This is a genomic window from Microbacterium wangchenii (assembly GCF_004564355.1).
GTDB lineage: Bacteria > Actinomycetota > Actinomycetes > Actinomycetales > Microbacteriaceae > Microbacterium > Microbacterium wangchenii.
Genome location: NZ_CP038266.1, coordinates 2,494,901 through 2,512,502, shown reverse-complemented (window position 1 = coordinate 2,512,502; position 17,602 = coordinate 2,494,901). Strand labels below are relative to the sequence as shown.

Genomic DNA, 17,602 nt, shown 5'->3' with positions numbered 1-17,602 from the left:
CCGGGATCCGCCTCATCCGGAGGTGCCATGTCCGTCCTGCGCTCCGCTCGCCTGCCCGCCGCGATGCTGCTGGGCGCTGCCGCGGCGGGGCTCGCGGTGGCGAACTCGCCGCTGGGTCCCGGGATGCGGGACGTCCTGCACCTCGAGGTCGGGCTGCCGGGCGTGTTCACCCTGTCGGTCGAGCACTGGATCGCCGACGGGCTGCTGGCGCTGTTCTTCTTCGCCGTCGCGGTGGAGCTGCAGGTCGAGCTCACGCGCGGTCAGCTGAACTCCGCCCGCAAGGCGCTGCAGCCGGCGATCGCCGCCGCCGGTGGCGTGCTCCTTCCGATCGGCATCTTCCTCGGCATCGCCGGGGGCGGGCCGTCCGCGCCCGGATGGCCCGTGCCGACGGCCACCGACATCGCCTTCGCGCTGGGGGTCCTCGCCGTGGTGGGTCGCGGCCTGCCCTCCTCCGTGCGCGTGTTCCTCCTGGCGCTGGCGATCCTCGACGACATCGTGGGGATCGTGCTGATCGCGGTGCTGTTCACCACGGGCATCGACGCCGTGAGCCTGCTGGCCGCCCTCGCTCTCGTCGTCGTCTTCGGCGTGCTCAGCCGTCAGCTGGGGGGACCCCGGCACGTCATGGTCTCGGTCGTGCTGGTCGTCCTGGCGCTGATGACGTGGGTGCTCGTGTCGCGCTCCGGCGTGCACGCCACGATCGCGGGCGTCGCGCTGGGCCTGGCGATGTCGCAGGGCCCTGCGCGGCGGACGCGGCATGCGCTGGAGCCGTGGGTCAACGCGCTGGTCCTGCCGCTGTTCGCCTTCACCGCGGCGCTCGTGGTGATCCCCGCCGTGCCGCTGACCGAGCTCTCGCCGGCGTTCTGGGGGGTGTTCGCCGGCCTCGTGGTGGGAAAGCCCGTCGGTATCGCGCTGTTCGGATGGATCGCGCAGCGCACGGCCGGCGCCGGTACGGCGCGGCTTCCGCTGGCCGACCTCCTCGCGGTGGGGGCGCTCGGCGGCATCGGCTTCACCGTCTCCCTCCTGCTGGCCGAGCTCGCTTTCGCCGATCAGCCCGCCCTCCGCGACCAGGCGACCCTCGGAGTGCTGGCCGGTTCGCTCACCTCGCTCGTCCTGGCCGTGATGCTCGTATCGTGGCGGGCATGGCACTACCGGAAGACCACGCCCGCGGCGCAGCCGTAGACCCGCTGCGCGAGGCGGCCGACACGATGCGGGCCGTGCGCGACCGCTGCGTCTGGACCCAGTGGATCGATCACCGCGCCCTCGTGCCGTACCTCGTGGAGGAGAGTGCGGAGGTGATCGACGCGGTGGAGTCCGGATCCCCCGACGAGTTGCGTGAAGAGCTCGGCGACCTGTTGTGGCAGGTGCTGTTCCACGCCGAGATCGCGTCGCGGGATGCGGCGCATCCCTTCGGCATCGACGACGTGGCGCGCGGGCTGACGGAGAAGATGGTGCGGCGGCATCCGCACGTCTTCGGCGACGCGGTGGCGACCACGCCCGAGGAGGTGCTCGTGCACTGGAACGCCGCAAAGGCGGCGGAGAAGCGCGAGCGCACGAGCGTGCTGGACGGGGTGTCGTCGCACATGCCCTCGCTCGCGCTCGCGCAGAAGCTCCTCGGCAAGGCCGCCCAGGTGGGCGTCGACCCCGTGAGACACCACTCTTCGGCTGATACACCGCGCGATGCCGGGGGTCTCGGACAGGATGTGGTGTCTCACCCGGCGAGCGAAGCCGAGCTGGGCGACGCGCTGCTGGGGCTCGTCGCGCTCGCCCGCGCGCAGGGATGGGACGCGGAGCGTGCGCTGCGCGAACGGCTCCGGATGCTGACGGCCGACGTCCGCGTGGCCGAACAGGCGCGACGCGACCTGGAAGAATGAGGTCCGTGCCCTCCGTCACCCCACCGCGCGGCATGCGCGACTTCCTGCCCGCCGACAAGGCCCGCCGCGAGCGCGTGCTCGCCGTCATCCGCGAGCGCTACCGCGCCCACGGGTTCGACGAGATCGAGACGCCCGTGCTCGAGGAGTACGCGCGCCTGCACTCGGGCATCGGCGGCGACAACGAGAAGCTCGCCTTCAACGTGCTCAAGCGCGGGCTCGACGCCGACGCCATCCGCGCGGCCGCCGACGACCCCGCCGCCCTCACCGACCTGGGGCTCCGCTACGACCTCACCGTGCCGCTGGCGCGGTTCTACGCCAGTCATCGCGCCGAGCTGCCGACGGTCTTCCGCGCCGTCCAGATCGCCCCGGTGTGGCGCGCCGAGCGCCCGCAGAAGGGCCGGTACCGGCAGTTCATGCAGTGCGACATCGACATCATCGGCGACGCCGGCGGCCGGGCCGAGGCCGAACTGCTGGTCGCGAGCCTGGACACCCTCGACGCCCTGGGCCTGACCGGCGGCACGATCCGCATCAACGACCGCCGGGCGCTGGAGTGGATGCTGGGGAGCTTCGGGTTCACCGCCCAGGAGCGCCCGGGCGTGCTCATCACGATCGACAAGCTCGACAAGATCGGCGCAGCCGGGGTCGCCGGCGAACTGCGCGAGCGCGGCGCGACACCCTCCGCCGTCGACGCGTTCGCGGCGTTCCTGGAGCGCCCGCGGACGCTGGAGCACCACCCGTACGGCGAGCGGCAGATCCGCGCGGCGCTCCCCGAGGGAGCGCCCGACGACGTCGTCGCGTGGCTTGTCGCCCTCGGCGATGCCGTCGGGGCCGCGCGAGCGGACGCCGACGTGCCGCTGCAGTTCGATCCGTTCCTCGTGCGCGGCATGGGCTACTACACCGGCACGATCTTCGAGCTCGCCCACCCGTCGGTGTCGTACTCGCTGGGAGGCGGCGGCCGTTACGACGGCATGATCGGCCGGTTCCTCGGCCAGGACGTGCCCGCCGTGGGCTTCTCGATCGGGTTCGAGCGCATCGTCGACCTCGTCGCCGAGCGCGAGGACGCCGCATCCGCCGCCGTCGTGCTCGTGCACGACCGTGACGTCGCCCCTGCCGAACTGGTCGCGCTCAAAGCCGCGCTCGTCGCCGATGGCCGCCGCGTGCGGCTGGAGCAGCGGACGAAGAACCTCAAGGCGCTGCTCGAGCGCGCCGCCGCGGACGGTTATGCCGCCTTCGCCACGGTCTCGCCCGGCGCCACGGTCGGCGACCTGGAGATCCGCCCGCTGTCGTGAGCCGCGCTCACTCCGCCCCGCCGGACGCCGCCCACTCGGCGACGCGGCGGGCGCTCTCCTCCTCGGTGAGGTCCTCCACGCGGCTCATGACCGACCAGCGCACGCCGAACGGATCGCGGATGCTGGCGAACCGGTCTCCGGAGACGAACGTCGAGGGCTCCTCGCGCACCGCAGCCCCCGCCGCTGCCGCCCGCGCGACCACCGTGTCGACGTCGGCGACGTACACGCCCATCGAGTAGCACGCGGCGTCGCCGCCGGGCGGGGGCACCGTGCCGTACTGCGGTGAGGGCTCTCCGAGCTGCAGCAGACCCATGCCGAAGTCGAGGCCGGCGTGCACGACGACGCCGTCGAACTCGGTGACGTCGGTGATGCGGGCGCCGAAGACGTCGCGGTAGAACTCCAGCGCGTCCTTGGCCCGGGGGACGACGAGGAACGGCGTGAGGCTCGTGGCGGCGTTCGGACGGCCGTCGGTGGTGTGGGCGCCGGTGACGCCGCGGGTGTCTGTCGTGGTCATGCCGCCATCGTGCGCCGGACGCGGGCACGCGGTCTTGCATATTCGCGACACCTCACGTGTCGGGGCGGGTCGCTACCGTGTCGGCATGGCCGACCGCACCCGTGGTGTGCTCTTCCCCGAGCGTCTTCCGCGACTGGACCGCGTGGCGCCGGGGGACGCGGTCGGGGCGGTGTCGTGGTTCTGGGTGCCGCAGTGGGATCTGCCCGCCGGGGTGGTCTCCCGCCAGCCGATCCTCGCGTACCCGGCGGCGAACCTCGTGGTCCAGGACGGAGAGGCGCGCCTGTGGGGTGCCACCACGCGGGTGGGGGAGCGGGTGCTGCAGGGACGCGGATGGGCCGTGGGCGCGCTGCTGCGCCCGGCCGCGCTCGCCGTGCTCACCGACGCGCCGAGCGCCCTCGTGGACGACTCGCGTCGACTGGACGAACCGGGCCTCGTGCGTGCGGTGGGCGCAGCCATGCCGGATGTTCCGGCCGCGTGCGCCGTCATGGCCGCGTGGGTCGCCGACCGGGTCGGCCCCGTCGAGGGCGAGCGGGAGCTGGCCAACGACATGGTCGATCTGCTCTCCTCCGATCCCGCGGTCGTGCGGGTGGAGGACGCGGCCCGGCGCCTGCGGGTCTCGGTGCGGACGGTGCAGCGGCTCGCGCACCGGACGGTGGGGCTGCCGCCGGCGGCGATCATCCGGCGCCGGCGCCTGCAGGAGGCCGCCGCGCGCATCCGGGAGGACCCGACCGTGCCGCTGGCGCTGGTCGCCGCCGACGCCGGGTACGCCGATCAGGCCCACCTCGCGCGCGACTTCCGCACGGTCCTCGGGCTGACCCCGTCGACGTATCGGCGCACGCGCACGCCACCGGCCCGCGGTTGACGTCGTGCCCCGTCGCGGATCGCGAAACGCGCTTGTTCTATTCCTATTAGAATTGGGCCATGCTCATCCGGATCGACCCGCACGCCGGCACGCCGCTGTTCGCGCAGATCGCGGCGTCCGTGCGCGGCGAGATCGCGGCCGGGCGCGGCCACGCGGGCGAGCGGCTGCCGTCCGCGAAAGAGGTGGCTCATTCTCTCGGCGTAAATCTGCACACCGTGCTGCACGCCTACCAGGACCTGAGAGACGAGGGGCTCATCGAGCTGCGGCGCGGTCGGGGTGCGGTCATCACGCCGGCCGCAGTGCGGCTCGCCGACCTGCGTGCCGACCTCGCCGACCTCGTCGCCCGCGCCGCCGCCGAAGGGATCGGGGCCGACACGCTCGCCGCCCTCGTGAAGGAGCTTGCCCCGCACCCCACGGTGGCACGAGCCCGGACGGAAACGAGCGAGCCGAACGAGAGGAACGCCTCATGATCCGCCGCCCGGACCAGGCCCGTCGCCGCTTCATCCTCGTGGGCATCGTGGTGCCCGTCGTGATGTCGGCGATCGCCGCGATCGTCCAGACGGCGCTGCTGCCGTCGCTGCCGGAGACCGTCGCGATCCACTGGAGCATGACCGGCGAAGCCGACGGATTCGGGCCGGCATGGTCGTTCCCCGTCCTGACTCTCGCGATGGGCGCCGGACTCTCCGTGCTTCTGGGCGTTACGGCGCTCGCGAGCGAACGCGCGGCCCGGCGCGCCCACGCGCGCACGGGTGGCGTGGGCGGTCAGACCCGCTTCCTGGGCGCGCTCGTCCTCGGCACGGTGACGTTCCTGAGCGTGCTGCCGACGGCGCTCGTCATCACGCAGGCGACCGCGGCGGAGCCCGACGTGCCGATGGTGGGTGCCCCGTTGCTCGCGGGGCTTGCCGCCGGGGTCGTCGCGGGGCTCGCGGGGTGGTTCGCGCAGCCCGCCGCCGCGCGTGAGGACGTTCCGTCCGATCCCGTCGAGCCGCTGCCCCTCGGAGCGGACGAGAGCGCCGTGTGGGTGCGCACCGCCACGACCTCACTCGCCCCGAGCGTGGTGCTGGTCGCCGCCGCCCTGCTGGTCCTCGGGATCGGCGCATGGCTCGTGGCGACCGGCGAGGGCTCCGGGTGGATCTCGCTCGCCCTCGGCCTCGCCCTGACCCTTGTGGTGGGCGGAGGCCTCGTCCACCGCGTGGTCGTCGACGATACCGGCCTCACCGTGCGCACCGTCGTCGGGCTGCCGCGCTGGCGCGTCGCCCCGCACGACATCCGCGACGCCGAGGTCGTCTTCGTCAACCCCGTCGGAGAGTTCGGCGGGTGGGGGTGGCGCTGGACACCGGGCCGGTTCGGCATCGTCACGCGGGCCGGCGAGGCGATCCAGGTTACCAAGCGCGACGGGAAGCAGTTCGTGGTCACGGTCGACGACGCCGAGACGGGCGCGGCCCTGCTGCAGGCCGTCGTCGAGCGCACGCAGGCTTGACCGCGCGCGGCGGCATGGGAAGTGTGGGGGGATGACCGCACCCACCCCCGAGGCCTGGAACCGTGTCGACGCCTACCTCTCCGACACCCTCGTCGGGCACGACCCCGACCTGGAAGCGGCCATCGCCGCGCAGGAGGAGGCGGGCCTGCCCGCCATCGAGGTGGCCCCGCTGAACGGCAAGTTCCTGCACCTGCTGGCGCGGATCAGCGGCGCCCGCCGCGTGCTGGAGATCGGCACCCTCGGCGGCTACTCCACGATCTGGCTCGCGCGCGCCCTCCCCGACGGCGGGCGGGTCGTCTCGATCGAAGCCGAACCGCGCAAAGCCGCCATCGCGCGGGGAAATCTCCAGCGGGCGGGTGTGGCCGATCGGGTCGAGGTGCGGGAGGGGCGCGCGGCCGATGTGCTGCCGAACCTGGCGGGCGAGGAGCCCTTCGACCTCGTCTTCATCGACGCGGACAAGGAGTCCAACACGGTCTACCTCGACTGGGCGGCACGGCTCGGGCGGCCGGGAACGGTCGTCGTCGTCGACAACATCGGCCGATCCGGTGAGGTCGCCGATCCGCACAGCCGGAACTCCCAGGTGACGGGCACGCAGCGCGGGCTGGAGATGCTCGGGTCGGATCCCCGCTTCGACGCGACGGCCCTGCAGACCCTCGATCGCAAGGGCTGGGACGGCGTCGCGCTGGCGATCGTGACGGATGCGGCGGGCTGACGGCCCTGTGCCGCCACCGGTGGATCACTAGACTCGACCCGGACCGACGATGCTCCGCTGAAACCTCACCCCCAGAACCTAGGGAGTCCTTCGTGGCACTTATCGAGGCTGTCAACGCGCGCGAGATCTTGGACTCGCGCGGAAACCCGACCGTCGAGGTGGAGGTGCTGCTGGACGACGGCATCGTCCAGCGCGCGGCCGTCCCGTCCGGCGCATCCACCGGCGCCTTCGAGGCCTACGAGCTGCGCGACGGAGACAAGAGCCGCTACGGCGGGAAGGGCGTGCTGAAGGCCGTCGCCGCCGTCATCGACGAGCTCGGCCCCGCGATCGAGGGCGTGGAGGCGAGCGAGCAGCGCATCGTCGACGAGATCCTCATCGAGACCGACGGCACCGAGAACAAGTCGCGCGCCGGCGCGAACGCGATCCTCGGCGTGAGCCTGGCGGTGGCCAAAGCGGCCGCCGACAGCGCCGACCTGCCGCTGTTCCGCTACCTGGGCGGACCCAACGCGCACCTCCTGCCCGTTCCCCTGTTCAACGTCATCAACGGCGGCGAGCACGCCGACAACGGCATCGACATGCAGGAGTTCTTCCTCGCTCCGATCGGCGCGTCGAGCTTCGCGGAGTCGCTGCGCTGGGGTGCGGAGGTCTACCACGTCCTCAAGGGCGAGCTGAAGGCCGCCGGCTACGCCACGGGCCTCGGCGATGAGGGCGGTTTCGCCCCCGACCTGCCCAGCAACCGCGAGGGCCTGGAGTTCCTCGTCCGCGCGATCGAGAAGGCCGGCTTCACCCCGGGCAGCGAGATCGCCCTGGGGCTGGATGTCGCCGCCACCGAGTTCTTCACCGACGGCGTGTACCGCCTCGACAACCGCGACTGGACTGCCGACCAGCTGACCGACTACTACATCGAGCTCGTCGACGCCTTCCCGATCGTCACGATCGAGGACGCCCTCGCCGAGGACGACTGGGAGAACTGGACCGCACTGACGGAGAAGCTCGGCAAGCGCGTGCAGCTGGTGGGCGACGACCTGTTCGTCACGAACCCGCAGCGCCTGGCCGACGGCATCGCCCGCGGCGCCGCCAACTCGCTCCTGGTCAAGGTGAACCAGATCGGCACCCTCTCCGAGACCCTGGACGCGATCGACCTGGCTCACCGCTCGGGCTACGCCACGATGCTGTCGCACCGCTCCGGCGAGACCGAGGACACCACGATCGCCGACCTGGCCGTCGCAGTGAACTCGGGGCAGATCAAGAGCGGCGCGCCCGCGCGCAGCGAGCGGGTCGCGAAATACAATCAGCTTCTGCGCATCGAAGAGGAGCTGGGCGACGCGGCGGAGTTCGCGGGCCGCTCGGCCTTCCCGCGCTACACCGCGTAAGCGACACGAAGCCACGACGAGAGGGGGAGGCCGTGCCCACAGGACCGGCCTCCCCCTCTCGCACGTCCGGACGCGACCGCGTCGACGTCCGCGGATGGCTCGGCGGCATCCGCCTGTCCGGGTTCATGGTCATCATGCTCGGGCTCGTCGTGCTGGCAGCCTTCGTGCTGGCGCCGACGGTGGGCACCTACCTGGATCAGCGGCAGCAGATCGCTGCGCTACAGGAGGCGGTCGCCCTCAGCGAGAAGGAGGTCGCCGACCTCGAGGCCCAGCGCGAGCGGTGGACCGATCCCGCGTACATCACGACCCAGGCGCGCGAGCGGCTGTATTACGTGCGCCCGGGCGAAGTCGTGTACCTCGTCGACAACGACCTGCCCGCCGCGGCGGTGCCGCAGGAGGAGGACAAAGTCACCGACGACGTCGCCGTGACACGCACCGACTGGATGTCGCAGCTGGTGCGCTCGGTGGCCACCGCCGGTCTCGCCCGCACTGCCGCGCCGACGATCGGCGTCCCGGCGCCACCGGCTCCGTGACGTCGTACGACCGTCTCCAGCGCCTTCGCAGTCGCTCGCGATAATCTGGCGAGGATGAGCACGCCGACCCTGCCGCCCGCCAGCGACGCCGACCTCGCGGTCCTGCACGAACAGCTCGGCCGGCCCGCCCGCGACGTCGTCGGCATCGCGGCGCGCTGCGTGTGCGGCAACCCCGTCGTCGTGGCCACGGCGCCGCGCCTGACGGACGGCTCGCCGTTCCCCACCTTCTACTACCTCAGCCACCCCGGCGCGACCGCGGCGATGTCGGTGCTGGAGGCCGATCACGTCATGCGTGAGTTCGCGGCGGAGCTCGACGAGGACGAGGAGCTGCGGGCCGCCTATCAGCGGGCCCACGAGTCCTACCTGCGCGACCGGGCCGCCTATGGGGAGCCCGCCGAGATCGCCGGGATCTCGGCGGGGGGCATGCCCACGCGCGTGAAGTGCCTGCACGCCCTCGCCGGCCACGCCCTGGCCGCGGGGCCGGGCGTGAACCCCATCGGAGACCGGGCCCTCGAACGCGCCGGCTGGTCGCTGCAGCGCTGCACGTGCGCGAATCCCGGGGCATCGGGATGAGACGCCTGTGGGCCGCCGCCGCCGCGCTGGCCGTCGCCGGCAGCCTGACCGGGGCGGCCGTCGTGCCCGAGGACCCGACCGATCCGGTACGGGCGGGGGAGTACTGGCTCGACCAGTACGGTGTGCGTGACGCCTGGCAGACCACGCGCGGGGCCGGTATCCGCATCGCTGTGATCGACACGGGGGTCGGCCGCGACCCCGTCGAGTTCGCCGGTGTCGTGGACGGCACGGATGTGTCGGAACTGGGCAGCCCCGACGGCCGCACACCCATCGGCGGGATGAACGCCAACCACGGCAGCTGGGTCGCCTCCCTCGCGGGGGCGCGCGGCACCGGCGAGGGGCGCGGCATGATCGGCGTGGCGCCCGAGGCGGAGATCCTGTCGGTGTCCATCGACATCTCCGGGCGCGAGGTGCCCGTGCGCGACCAGATCGCGCAGGCGATCCGCTGGTCGGTGGACAACGGCGCCCAGGTCATCAACATGTCGCTCACCACCAACACCCTGGACTGGGACCCGTCGTGGGATGAGGCGTTCTCGTACGCATTCGACAACGACGTCGTCATCGTGGTCGCGGCGGGAAACCGCGGCAGCGGTACGACGCGCGTGGGCGCCCCGGCGACCATCCCCGGCGTGCTCACCGTCGGCGGCGTCGATCCCTCCGGCACCGCCAGCGTCGACGCATCCACGCAGGGCATCACGATCGGGGTCTCCGCGCCCAGTGAACGGCTCATGGGCGTCTCGGCCGACGGCACGCTCGTGCAGTGGAACGGCACCAGCGGCGCCGCGCCCATCGTCGCCGGCATCGTGGCCCTCGTGCGCTCCGCCCACCCGGGGATGGATGCGAACAACGTACTCAACCGCATCATCAGCACTGCGACCCCGGCCGCCGGGGCCACCTCGCGCCCCGATCTGCTGTACGGATACGGCCTCGTCAACGCCGCCGCCGCCGTCAGCGCACCGGTTCCGCCGGTGTCGGCGAACCCCATGGGTGACCTTGCCGAGTGGATCCGGCTCTACCGGCGCGCCGATGCGGATCCGGTGCCGCAGCCCACGAGCGGACCCGTCGAGGTGCCCCCGCTGGCGGCCGCGGAGGCGGCCACGGAGCCGCCCAATCCGCTCCTGCCGACCGAGGAGTCCCTGCGGTACGGCAGCCTGCCGCTCGCCGCAGGCACCATCGCGTCTATAATGGTCGTGCTCGGCCTCACCGCTGCTGCCCGGCGCATCCGATTGGCACGCGAGTCTCGCACGCCGAGCCGTCCACCCACCTAGGAGTCCCTTCCACCGTGACCAGCACCGTGCCCAGAATCCTCATCGTCGGTGGCGGCTACGCAGGCTTCTACACCGCGTGGAAGCTCGAGAAGCAGCTCCGACGCGGCGAAGCAGAGGTCACGATCGTCGACCCGCTGCCGTACATGACCTACCAGCCGTTCCTTCCCGAGGTCGCCGCCGGCTCGATCGAGCCGCGGCACGCGGTGGTGGCCCTGCGCCGCCACCTGCGGCGGACCACCGTCATCGCGGCGAAGGTGACCGGGATCGACCACGCCCACAAGGTGGCCACGATCACCCCGATCGCGGGCGAGCCGTGGCAGCAGGAGTACGACCAGATCGTCGTGACCGCCGGTGCCGTCTCGCGAACCTTCCCCATCCCGGGCATCGCCGAGAACGCCATCGGCCTGAAGACCATCGAAGAGGCCGTCGCCGTGCGCGACCTGCTGCTGTCGAACTTCGACAAGGCGGCCGTGCTTCCTCCCGGCCCCGCACGCGAGCGTCTGCTGACGGTCGTGGTCGTCGGTGGCGGGTTCGCGGGCATCGAGGCGTTCGCCGAACTGCGCTCCTTCGCCTCCTCGCTCCTGAAGCGGTACCCGCAGCTCTCCTTCGACGAGACGCACTTCCACCTCATCGAGGCCATGGGCCGGATCATGCCCGAGGTGTCGCTGAAGACGAGCGAGTGGGTGCTCAAGGACCTCGCCAAGCGCGGCGCCTACGTGCACCTGGACACGCAGGTCACCGGCGCCGTCGGCGGCAACGTCGAGCTGTCCTCGGGTGAGACGATCCCCACCGACATCATCGTGTGGACGGCCGGCGTCATGGCCAACCCCACCGTCGTGCGCGGCGGAGACCTGCCCGTCGAGGAGCGCGGACGCATCCGCACGCGCCCCGACCTGCGCGTGGGCACCGCCGAGGAGATCGTCCACGGCGCATGGGCGGCCGGCGACGTCTCCGCCGTCCCCGACCTGACCGGCGGGGGAGTGGGCGGATACTGCGTCCCCAACGCCCAGCACGCGGTGCGTCAGGGCAAGCTGCTCGCGAAGAACATCACCGCCGTGCTGCGCGGCGAGGAGCCCAAGGAGTACTTCCACAAGAACCTCGGTGCCGTCGCGGGCCTGGGCCTGTACAACGGCGTGTTCCAGTCGGGCAAGATCGCGATCAAGGGCTTCCTGGCGTGGATCGCCCACCGCGGCTACCACGGCCTGGCGATGCCGACGTGGGAGCGCAAGTGGCGCGTCCTGTGGGGCTGGTGGAACAACCTCTGGCTCGGCCGCGACATCGTCAACCTCGAAGCCGTGCAGACCCCGCGTCGTGTGTTCGAGGAGTTCGCCGCGCGTCCGCGTCCGGCGCAGGCCCCGGCCGTCGAGGAGAAGAAGCCCGCCGCGAAGTCCGCCGCGAGCGAGAAGGTCGCCGCGCAGGGCTGACCGCTACGGTGGGAACGGAGGCACCGGCCCCCGTAGCCCAATGGCAGAGGCAGGCGACTTAAAATCGCTTCAGTGTGGGTTCGAGTCCCACCGGGGGTACCGTCGCACCGCCCCGCGAACGTGGGCGGCACGGTCGGCGGAGCCGGAGCCGGGCTAACGGGGGAAGCGCATCTCCACGGCGCCCATCCGCACGACGAGCTCGTCCGGCTCCTCGGTGAGGGTCAGGAGCGTGTGCGTGCACGATCGGCACCGCACGAGCGCGGACGCGGGCTCCCGTTCGACGACCGTCTGAGCCAGCACGAACCGCGAACCGCAATGCCCGCAGGTCAGCGGCAGCGCCGTCGCGTCCACGGCCAGGGCGCCGGCGAGCATTCCGGCCAGAGCATTGCCGTCCACCACGCGCACGGGTCCGGGGGGATCGGATCCGACCATCATGCACCTCCGAATCGTTCGGTCCGCACGCGGGCCGGGTCGTGACCGAGCTGGACGAGGGCGGATGCGACGGCTTCGACGAACCCGGTCGGCCCGCACACGAACACCGCGGGCGTCTCCTCGACCGGGGCCGTGGCGGTGCGCAGATCCGCGGCCGTGACGCGGCCCACCCGCCCTCCCCACCCCACAGGGGCGCTGCGCGTGTAGACCCACGTGAGCGCCACGCCCGCCGCATCCAGCCGCTCCACCTCTGCGCGGAACATCGCGTCATCGGCTGAGCGCACCGAATACAGGAGGCGGAACGGTGCCGTGGACGCCGAAGCGGCCCGGGCGCGGGCCATCGCCAAGAGGGGCACGATCCCGGAGCCGCCCGCGATCAGCTGCACGGGTGAGGGATCGTCGGCGTGCCACACGAAGAACCCGCCGAGGGGCCCCTTCACCTCCAGCTCGTCACCGGGGCGCACGTCGTGGACGAGATAGGGCGACACCTCCCCGTCCGCGACCTCGTCCACACCGAGCTCGACCTCCTCGCCGGGCCCGGAGGACGCGATCGAGTACGACCGCACCGCCTGATAGCCGTCCTCGGCCGTCAGGCGCAGATCCAGGTGCTGCCCCGGGAGGTTCCCCGGCCAGCCCGGCACCCGCAGTCGGAGGATCCGCGCGGTGGGCGTCGCGTTCTCCACGTGCGCCACCTGGGCCGGTGACCAGCCCCCGACGATCACCAGTAGCGTTCCTCGCGCCACGGATCGCCGTGGAGGTGGTAGCCGTTCTGCTCCCAGAACCCGGGGTCGTCGTGGTTCTGCATCGTGAGACCGCGCACCCACTTCGCGCTCTTCCAGAAGTACAGGTGAGGGACCAGCAGGCGGGCAGGGCCGCCGTGCTCGGGATCCAGCGGAGCGCCGTCGAACTCGAACGCGACCCACGCCTTGCCATCGGTGAGATCCTCCAGCGGCACGTTGGTCGTGTAGCCCCCGTACGAATGCGCCATCGCATACTCGTACTCCGTCTCGACCTCGGCCAGGAGCGTGTCCAAGGACACCCCGCGCCAGGATGTGCCGAGCTTGGACCAGCGCGTCACGCAGTGGATGTCGGTGGCGACCTCCTCGATGGGCAGGGCCAGGAACTCGTCCCACGTCCACGTGCGGGCCGCTCCGTGCTCGTTGCGGATCGTGAAGGACCACTCGTCGGTGGGGATGCGCGGGGTGGGCCCTGCTGAGAGGACGGGGAAGTCCTCGGTGAGGTACTGCCCCGGCGGCAGATCCGGCGCCGATTCGCGGCGCCGGGCGCCGAATCCTCGCGAGAACACAGCCATGCGGACCTCCCGGATCGGGGCGCGGAGACAGCTTCTGCGGCACAGCGTAGGGGATAAGCTGGCGCGGCGGATACCCGTGTCCGTTCCGTGGGGGGACATCAATGAGCGTGACCACAACGGCGCCCGTCGTCGGCCCGGATGCGCTCACGCGCACCGTCGAGCGACTCTCCACCGCCCTGCGGCTGTCGGAGATCACCGAGATCGTGGCCGAAGCGGTGCGCGAGCTGACCGGGGCGGATGGCGCGACCTTCGTCTTCCGGGAGGACGGGGAGTGCTTCTACGCCGAGGAGAACGCGATCGCCCCGCTGTGGAAGGGGCACCGGTTCCCCCTGACCTCCTGTGTCAGCGGCTGGGCGATGCTGCACCGCGAGACCGTCGTCATCCCCGACATCTATTCGGATGACCGCGTCCCCCACGATGCGTATCGCCCGACCTTCGTCGCCAGCCTCGCGATGGCGCCCGTGCGCTCGGCCGATCCGATCGGCGCGCTGGGAGCGTACTGGGCGGAGCAGACCCACCCCGACCCCGAGGTCCTGCGACGGCTGGAGGTCCTGGCCGACACCGCTGCCGTGGCGGTGGAGAATCTCGAGCTGCGCGGGGCGATCGGGCGCCGCAGTGCCGAGCGCGATCGGTTCGCGGCACGCGCCGACGACCTCGACGCCGCCATGCACACGCTCGTGCACGACCTGCGGGGCTCGCTCGGGGTGGTCACCGGCTACGCCGAACTCGTCTCCGAGGGCGCCGACGCCGTCGATGCCGCCGAGTACGCCGCCGCCATCCTGCGGGCGGGGGAGCGGATGTCGGCTCAGATCGAGCGGATGCTGTCGATCTACCGCATCACGGGGCAGCCGCTCCAGCCGGAGCGCTGCGACCTCACCGGGATGGCTCGGACGATCGCCGACGACCTGCGCCGCCGCCATCCCCACCGCGACCTGCGGATCGACGTCGACGAGCACCTGCAGGCATGGGCTGATCCCGTGCTGCTGCACTCGCTGCTGGAGAACCTCCTGGGCAACGCCGTCAAGTTCACCGCACGCAAGGCGGCCGCCCGCATCGCGGTCACCGCGGTGAGTGCCGGCGAGGGCACGATGACGTTCGCGATCAGCGACGACGGCGACGGCTTCGCCCCGGAAGACGCCGAGCGGCTGTTCCGGCCGCTCGCGCGGCTGCACTCCCAGGAGGAGTTCTCCGGGACGGGCCTGGGACTGGCGTCGGTCGCGCGGATCGCCGAGCTGCACGGCGGTTCCGTGCGGGCGGAGGGGCGCCCCGGTTCGGGCGCGACGTTCACCGTCGCCCTGCCCGCCGTGGCCTGACCGGTCTCGTAGGCTGACCCCATGCGTGTGCGAGGGTGCGCCCCATGACGATCGATCTCCTCTCGGGCCCCGCCTCTCCCGAGGGCGGACCCGCGCACTGGCGTGCCCTCGACGCGGCGACGGAGGAGTTGTCGGGACCGGTCGCCGTCCTCTCGCTCGAGGCGCTCCGCTACAACGCCGCCGACCTGCTCGTGCGCGCCGGCGGAGTGCCGATCCGGGTGGCGAGCAAGTCGGTGCGCGTGCGCGGGGTGCTGGACGCGGTGCTCGCCCTGCCCGGGTACCGCGGCATCCTGGCCTTCACGCTCCCCGAGGCACTGTGGCTCGCGCGCGACCACGACGACATCGTGCTGGGGTATCCGAGCGTCGACCGGAAGGCGCTGGCGGCACTGGTCGCGGACGACCGCGCCGCCGCGCGCATCACGCTCATGATCGACGATCCCGCCCAGCTGGACCTGGTCGATGCCGTCGCCGCTCCCGGATCGCGCCCGGAGATCCGGGTCGCGATCGATGTCGACGCGTCGTGGCGGGCCGGTGTCCTCGGGCACATCGGCGTGCGGCGCTCACCCGTCCACGACCCGGGTGAGGCCGCCGGCCTGGCCCGCCGCGTGGCTGCCCGCCCCGGGTTCCGTCTGGTGGGTCTCATGATGTACGAGGCACAGGTGGCGGGGCGAGGCGACGCCACCGGAGTGGGCGACCCGGTGATCCGGTGGATGCAGCAGCGTTCGGCCGTCGAGCTGGCCGAGCGCCGGGCGGCCGTCGTGGACGGTGTGCGGGAGCTCGCCGACCTCGAGTTCGTCAACGGCGGCGGGACCGGTTCGCTCGAGCGCACCGCCGCCGAGGCGGCGGTCACCGAGCTCACCGCCGGCAGCGGACTGCTCGCCGGTCACCTCTTCGACGGGTACCGCGCCTTCACGCCCGCGCCGGCCGCCGCGTTCGGGCTCGAGGTCGTGCGCAAACCGCTGCCCGACGTGGTCACCGTGCTCGGCGGCGGGTGGATCGCTTCGGGTCCGCCGTCGGGGTCACGACAGCCGACGCCGGTCTGGCCCGCGGGCCTGCGGATGCTCCCGCGCGAGGGAGCCGGCGAGGTGCAGACGCCGCTGCGCGGACGGGCGGCACGGCCGCTGCGGCTGGGCGAGCGGGTGTGGTTCCGTCACGCCAAGAGCGGCGAGCTCGCCGAACGCGTCGACCGCTACCATCTCGTGGAGAACGGCCGGACGGTGGGCGAGCTGCCGACCTACCGCGGCGAGGGACGGAGTTTCCTGTGACCCGGCCCGGAGGCACGTGGCGCAACTGGGCGCGCACCCATTCCGCCCGCCCGGCGCGCGTGGAGTATCCCGCCGACGTCCCCGCCGTGCGCCGCGCGGTGACCGCCGCGGCCTCCCGATCGCTGCGCCTGAAGGCCGTGGGGGCGGGCCACAGCTTCTCCGGGATCGCGGTGCCGCACGACGTGCTGGTGGACCTGTCGGATCTCCGCGGGCTCGTCGCCGTCGACACCGAGCGAGCCCGCGTGACCGTCCGGGCTGGCACGCGGCTGTGGGAGATGCCGCGCCTGCTCGCGCCGTACGGCCTGGCGATGCAGAACCTCGGCGACATCGACCGGCAGACGGTCGCGGGCGCGATCTCCACCGGCACGCACGGCACCGGCGCTCGCTTCGCCGGGCTCTCCGCACAGGTCGTGGGGGTGACCCTCGTCGCCGGCGACGGCGCGCTTCTCACCGTCGACGAAGACAACGACCCGGAGCTGCTTCCCGCCCTCGCGCTCGGTCTGGGCGCTCTCGGGGTGATCGTGGAGGTGACGCTGCAGTGCGTACCGGCCTTCCTCCTGGAAGCGGTCGAGCGGCCCGAACCGCTCGCCGAGACCCTCGCCGGCATCGCAGCGCACACGGGTGCCGACCATTTCGAGTTCTACTGGTTCCCCGGCACCGACGTGGCGGTCACCAAGACGAATACGCGCCTGCCCGAGCGAGCAGTGCGCCGCCCGCTTCCGCGCGTGCGCCGCTTCGTGGACGAGTCCCTCATGGCCAATGGCGTCTACCGCGTCGCGTGCGCGGCCGGCGCGGTCGTTCCCGCGGTCATCCCTCCGGTCTCCCGGCTGGCCGGACGCACGTTCGGCAACCGCACGTACACCGACCACTCCGCGCGCGTGTTCACGCAGGATCGCTCGGTGCGGTTCCGCGAGATGGAGTACGCCGTCCCGGCCGAACGGCTCGTGGCCGTGATGCGCGACCTGCGGGACCTCATCGCCGATCGCGGGTGGCGGATCTCGTTCCCGGTGGAGGTGCGCGTCGCCGCCGCCGATGATCGATGGCTCTCCACCGCGTACGAACGCGACAGCGCGTATTTCGCCGTGCACCGGTACTGGCGCGAAGACCCCACGGAGTACTTCGAGGCGGTTGAGGAGCTCATGACGGCGCACGGCGGCCGGCCGCACTGGGGGAAGGAGCACGGGCTGGACGCCGACGCCCTGCGCGCGCGCTACCCGCGCTTCGACGATTTCGCGGCCGTGCGCGACCGCCTGGACCCTGGCCGCGTGTTCGCGAACGGCTACCTCGACCGGGTTCTGGGTGGGTAAGAACTGGGAGATGCAGACAGTGCACAGAACGCCGCGATCGCCCCGTTAGGATGAGTGCACTCATCGAACGGAGA

19 protein-coding genes and 1 tRNA gene are annotated in these 17,602 nt (G+C 72.3%); 16 read left to right on the top strand and 4 right to left on the bottom strand.

Annotated elements, in window-relative coordinates; genetic code table 11:
- Positions 1-27: 27 nt before the first annotated feature.
- Genes nhaA through hisS form a run of 3 tightly spaced genes read left to right on the top strand, consistent with a single transcriptional unit; the run spans position 28 to position 3,160 of the window.
- Positions 28-1,179: a Na+/H+ antiporter NhaA gene (gene nhaA, locus E4K62_RS12140; RefSeq protein ID WP_135067780.1), complete on the top strand. Its 1,152-nt coding sequence runs from the start codon at positions 28-30 to the stop codon at positions 1,177-1,179.
- Positions 1,140-1,871: a nucleoside triphosphate pyrophosphohydrolase gene (locus E4K62_RS12135; protein ID WP_135067778.1), complete on the top strand. Its 732-nt coding sequence runs from the start codon at positions 1,140-1,142 to the stop codon at positions 1,869-1,871. The genes nhaA and E4K62_RS12135 overlap by 40 nt, the downstream gene beginning before the upstream one ends.
- A 32-nt stretch (positions 1,872-1,903) precedes the next feature.
- Complete coding sequence (gene hisS / locus E4K62_RS12130; protein ID WP_222707566.1) at positions 1,904-3,160, top strand: histidine--tRNA ligase; 1,257 nt, start codon at positions 1,904-1,906, stop codon at positions 3,158-3,160.
- 7 nt (positions 3,161-3,167) lie between these two features.
- Here the strand turns inward: hisS and E4K62_RS12125 are convergent, their stop codons facing one another.
- Complete coding sequence (locus E4K62_RS12125; RefSeq protein ID WP_135067774.1) at positions 3,168-3,674, bottom strand: VOC family protein; 507 nt, start codon at positions 3,672-3,674, stop codon at positions 3,168-3,170.
- An 85-nt stretch (positions 3,675-3,759) separates the two neighbouring features.
- Here E4K62_RS12125 and E4K62_RS12120 point away from each other — a divergent pair, with 85 nt between their 5' ends.
- The 10 genes from E4K62_RS12120 to E4K62_RS12075 all read left to right on the top strand — a co-directional run bounded on the left by E4K62_RS12120 (position 3,760) and on the right by E4K62_RS12075 (position 11,998).
- Positions 3,760-4,536 carry a helix-turn-helix domain-containing protein gene (locus E4K62_RS12120; protein WP_135067772.1) on the top strand — a complete coding sequence of 259 codons (777 nt, stop codon included), beginning with the start codon at positions 3,760-3,762 and terminating at the stop codon, positions 4,534-4,536.
- Positions 4,537-4,595: 59 nt separating this feature from the next.
- Complete coding sequence (locus E4K62_RS12115; RefSeq protein ID WP_135067770.1) at positions 4,596-5,006, top strand: GntR family transcriptional regulator; 411 nt, start codon at positions 4,596-4,598, stop codon at positions 5,004-5,006.
- Positions 5,003-6,016, top strand: a complete 1,014-nt coding sequence (locus E4K62_RS12110; RefSeq protein WP_135067768.1) for a DUF1648 domain-containing protein — start codon at positions 5,003-5,005, stop codon at positions 6,014-6,016. The genes E4K62_RS12115 and E4K62_RS12110 overlap by 4 nt, the downstream gene beginning before the upstream one ends.
- A 31-nt stretch (positions 6,017-6,047) precedes the next feature.
- Complete coding sequence (locus tag E4K62_RS12105) at positions 6,048-6,728, top strand: O-methyltransferase (RefSeq protein WP_135067766.1); 681 nt, start codon at positions 6,048-6,050, stop codon at positions 6,726-6,728.
- A gap of 92 nt (positions 6,729-6,820) precedes the next feature.
- A complete protein-coding gene (gene eno / locus E4K62_RS12100) occupies positions 6,821-8,101 on the top strand; it encodes a phosphopyruvate hydratase (protein WP_135067764.1) in 1,281 nt (426 codons plus the stop codon).
- 32 nt (positions 8,102-8,133) lie between these two features.
- Positions 8,134-8,634 (top strand): FtsB family cell division protein, encoded by a 501-nt coding sequence (locus tag E4K62_RS12095; RefSeq protein WP_240742681.1) that lies wholly within the window; start codon positions 8,134-8,136, stop codon positions 8,632-8,634.
- Positions 8,635-8,688: 54 nt separating this feature from the next.
- Positions 8,689-9,207 (top strand): DUF501 domain-containing protein, encoded by a 519-nt coding sequence (locus E4K62_RS12090; protein WP_187270462.1) that lies wholly within the window; start codon positions 8,689-8,691, stop codon positions 9,205-9,207.
- Entirely contained in the window at positions 9,204-10,475 is a 1,272-nt protein-coding gene (locus E4K62_RS12085; RefSeq protein ID WP_135067760.1) for a S8 family serine peptidase, read from the top strand. The genes E4K62_RS12090 and E4K62_RS12085 overlap by 4 nt, the downstream gene beginning before the upstream one ends.
- 26 nt (positions 10,476-10,501) lie before the next feature.
- Positions 10,502-11,899 carry an NAD(P)/FAD-dependent oxidoreductase gene (locus tag E4K62_RS12080; protein ID WP_135071322.1) on the top strand — a complete coding sequence of 466 codons (1,398 nt, stop codon included), beginning with the start codon at positions 10,502-10,504 and terminating at the stop codon, positions 11,897-11,899.
- A 26-nt stretch (positions 11,900-11,925) separates the two neighbouring features.
- Positions 11,926-11,998 (top strand) — tRNA-Leu (locus tag E4K62_RS12075).
- 54 nt (positions 11,999-12,052) lie between these two features.
- Here the strand turns inward: E4K62_RS12075 and E4K62_RS12070 are convergent.
- Genes E4K62_RS12070 through E4K62_RS12060 form a run of 3 tightly spaced genes read right to left on the bottom strand, consistent with a single transcriptional unit; the run spans position 12,053 to position 13,643 of the window.
- Positions 12,053-12,334, bottom strand: a complete 282-nt coding sequence (locus E4K62_RS12070; protein ID WP_240742680.1) for a DUF6510 family protein — start codon at positions 12,332-12,334, stop codon at positions 12,053-12,055.
- Positions 12,331-13,053 (bottom strand): FAD-binding oxidoreductase, encoded by a 723-nt coding sequence (locus tag E4K62_RS12065; RefSeq protein ID WP_135067758.1) that lies wholly within the window; start codon positions 13,051-13,053, stop codon positions 12,331-12,333. The genes E4K62_RS12070 and E4K62_RS12065 overlap by 4 nt, the downstream gene beginning before the upstream one ends.
- Entirely contained in the window at positions 13,050-13,643 is a 594-nt protein-coding gene (locus E4K62_RS12060) for a sulfite oxidase-like oxidoreductase (protein ID WP_135067756.1), read from the bottom strand. The genes E4K62_RS12065 and E4K62_RS12060 overlap by 4 nt, the downstream gene beginning before the upstream one ends.
- Positions 13,644-13,744: 101 nt before the next feature.
- Here E4K62_RS12060 and E4K62_RS12055 point away from each other — a divergent pair, with 101 nt between their 5' ends.
- Genes E4K62_RS12055 through E4K62_RS12045 form a run of 3 tightly spaced genes read left to right on the top strand, consistent with a single transcriptional unit; the run spans position 13,745 to position 17,528 of the window.
- Entirely contained in the window at positions 13,745-14,956 is a 1,212-nt protein-coding gene (locus E4K62_RS12055; RefSeq protein ID WP_135067754.1) for a sensor histidine kinase, read from the top strand.
- A gap of 44 nt (positions 14,957-15,000) precedes the next feature.
- The gene (locus E4K62_RS12050; protein WP_135067752.1) at positions 15,001-16,221 is read left to right on the top strand and encodes an alanine racemase; all 1,221 of its coding nucleotides are present in this window, start codon (positions 15,001-15,003) and stop codon (positions 16,219-16,221) included.
- A complete protein-coding gene (locus E4K62_RS12045; RefSeq protein WP_135067750.1) occupies positions 16,218-17,528 on the top strand; it encodes a D-arabinono-1,4-lactone oxidase in 1,311 nt (436 codons plus the stop codon). The genes E4K62_RS12050 and E4K62_RS12045 overlap by 4 nt, the downstream gene beginning before the upstream one ends.
- Positions 17,529-17,602 lie beyond the last annotated feature (74 nt).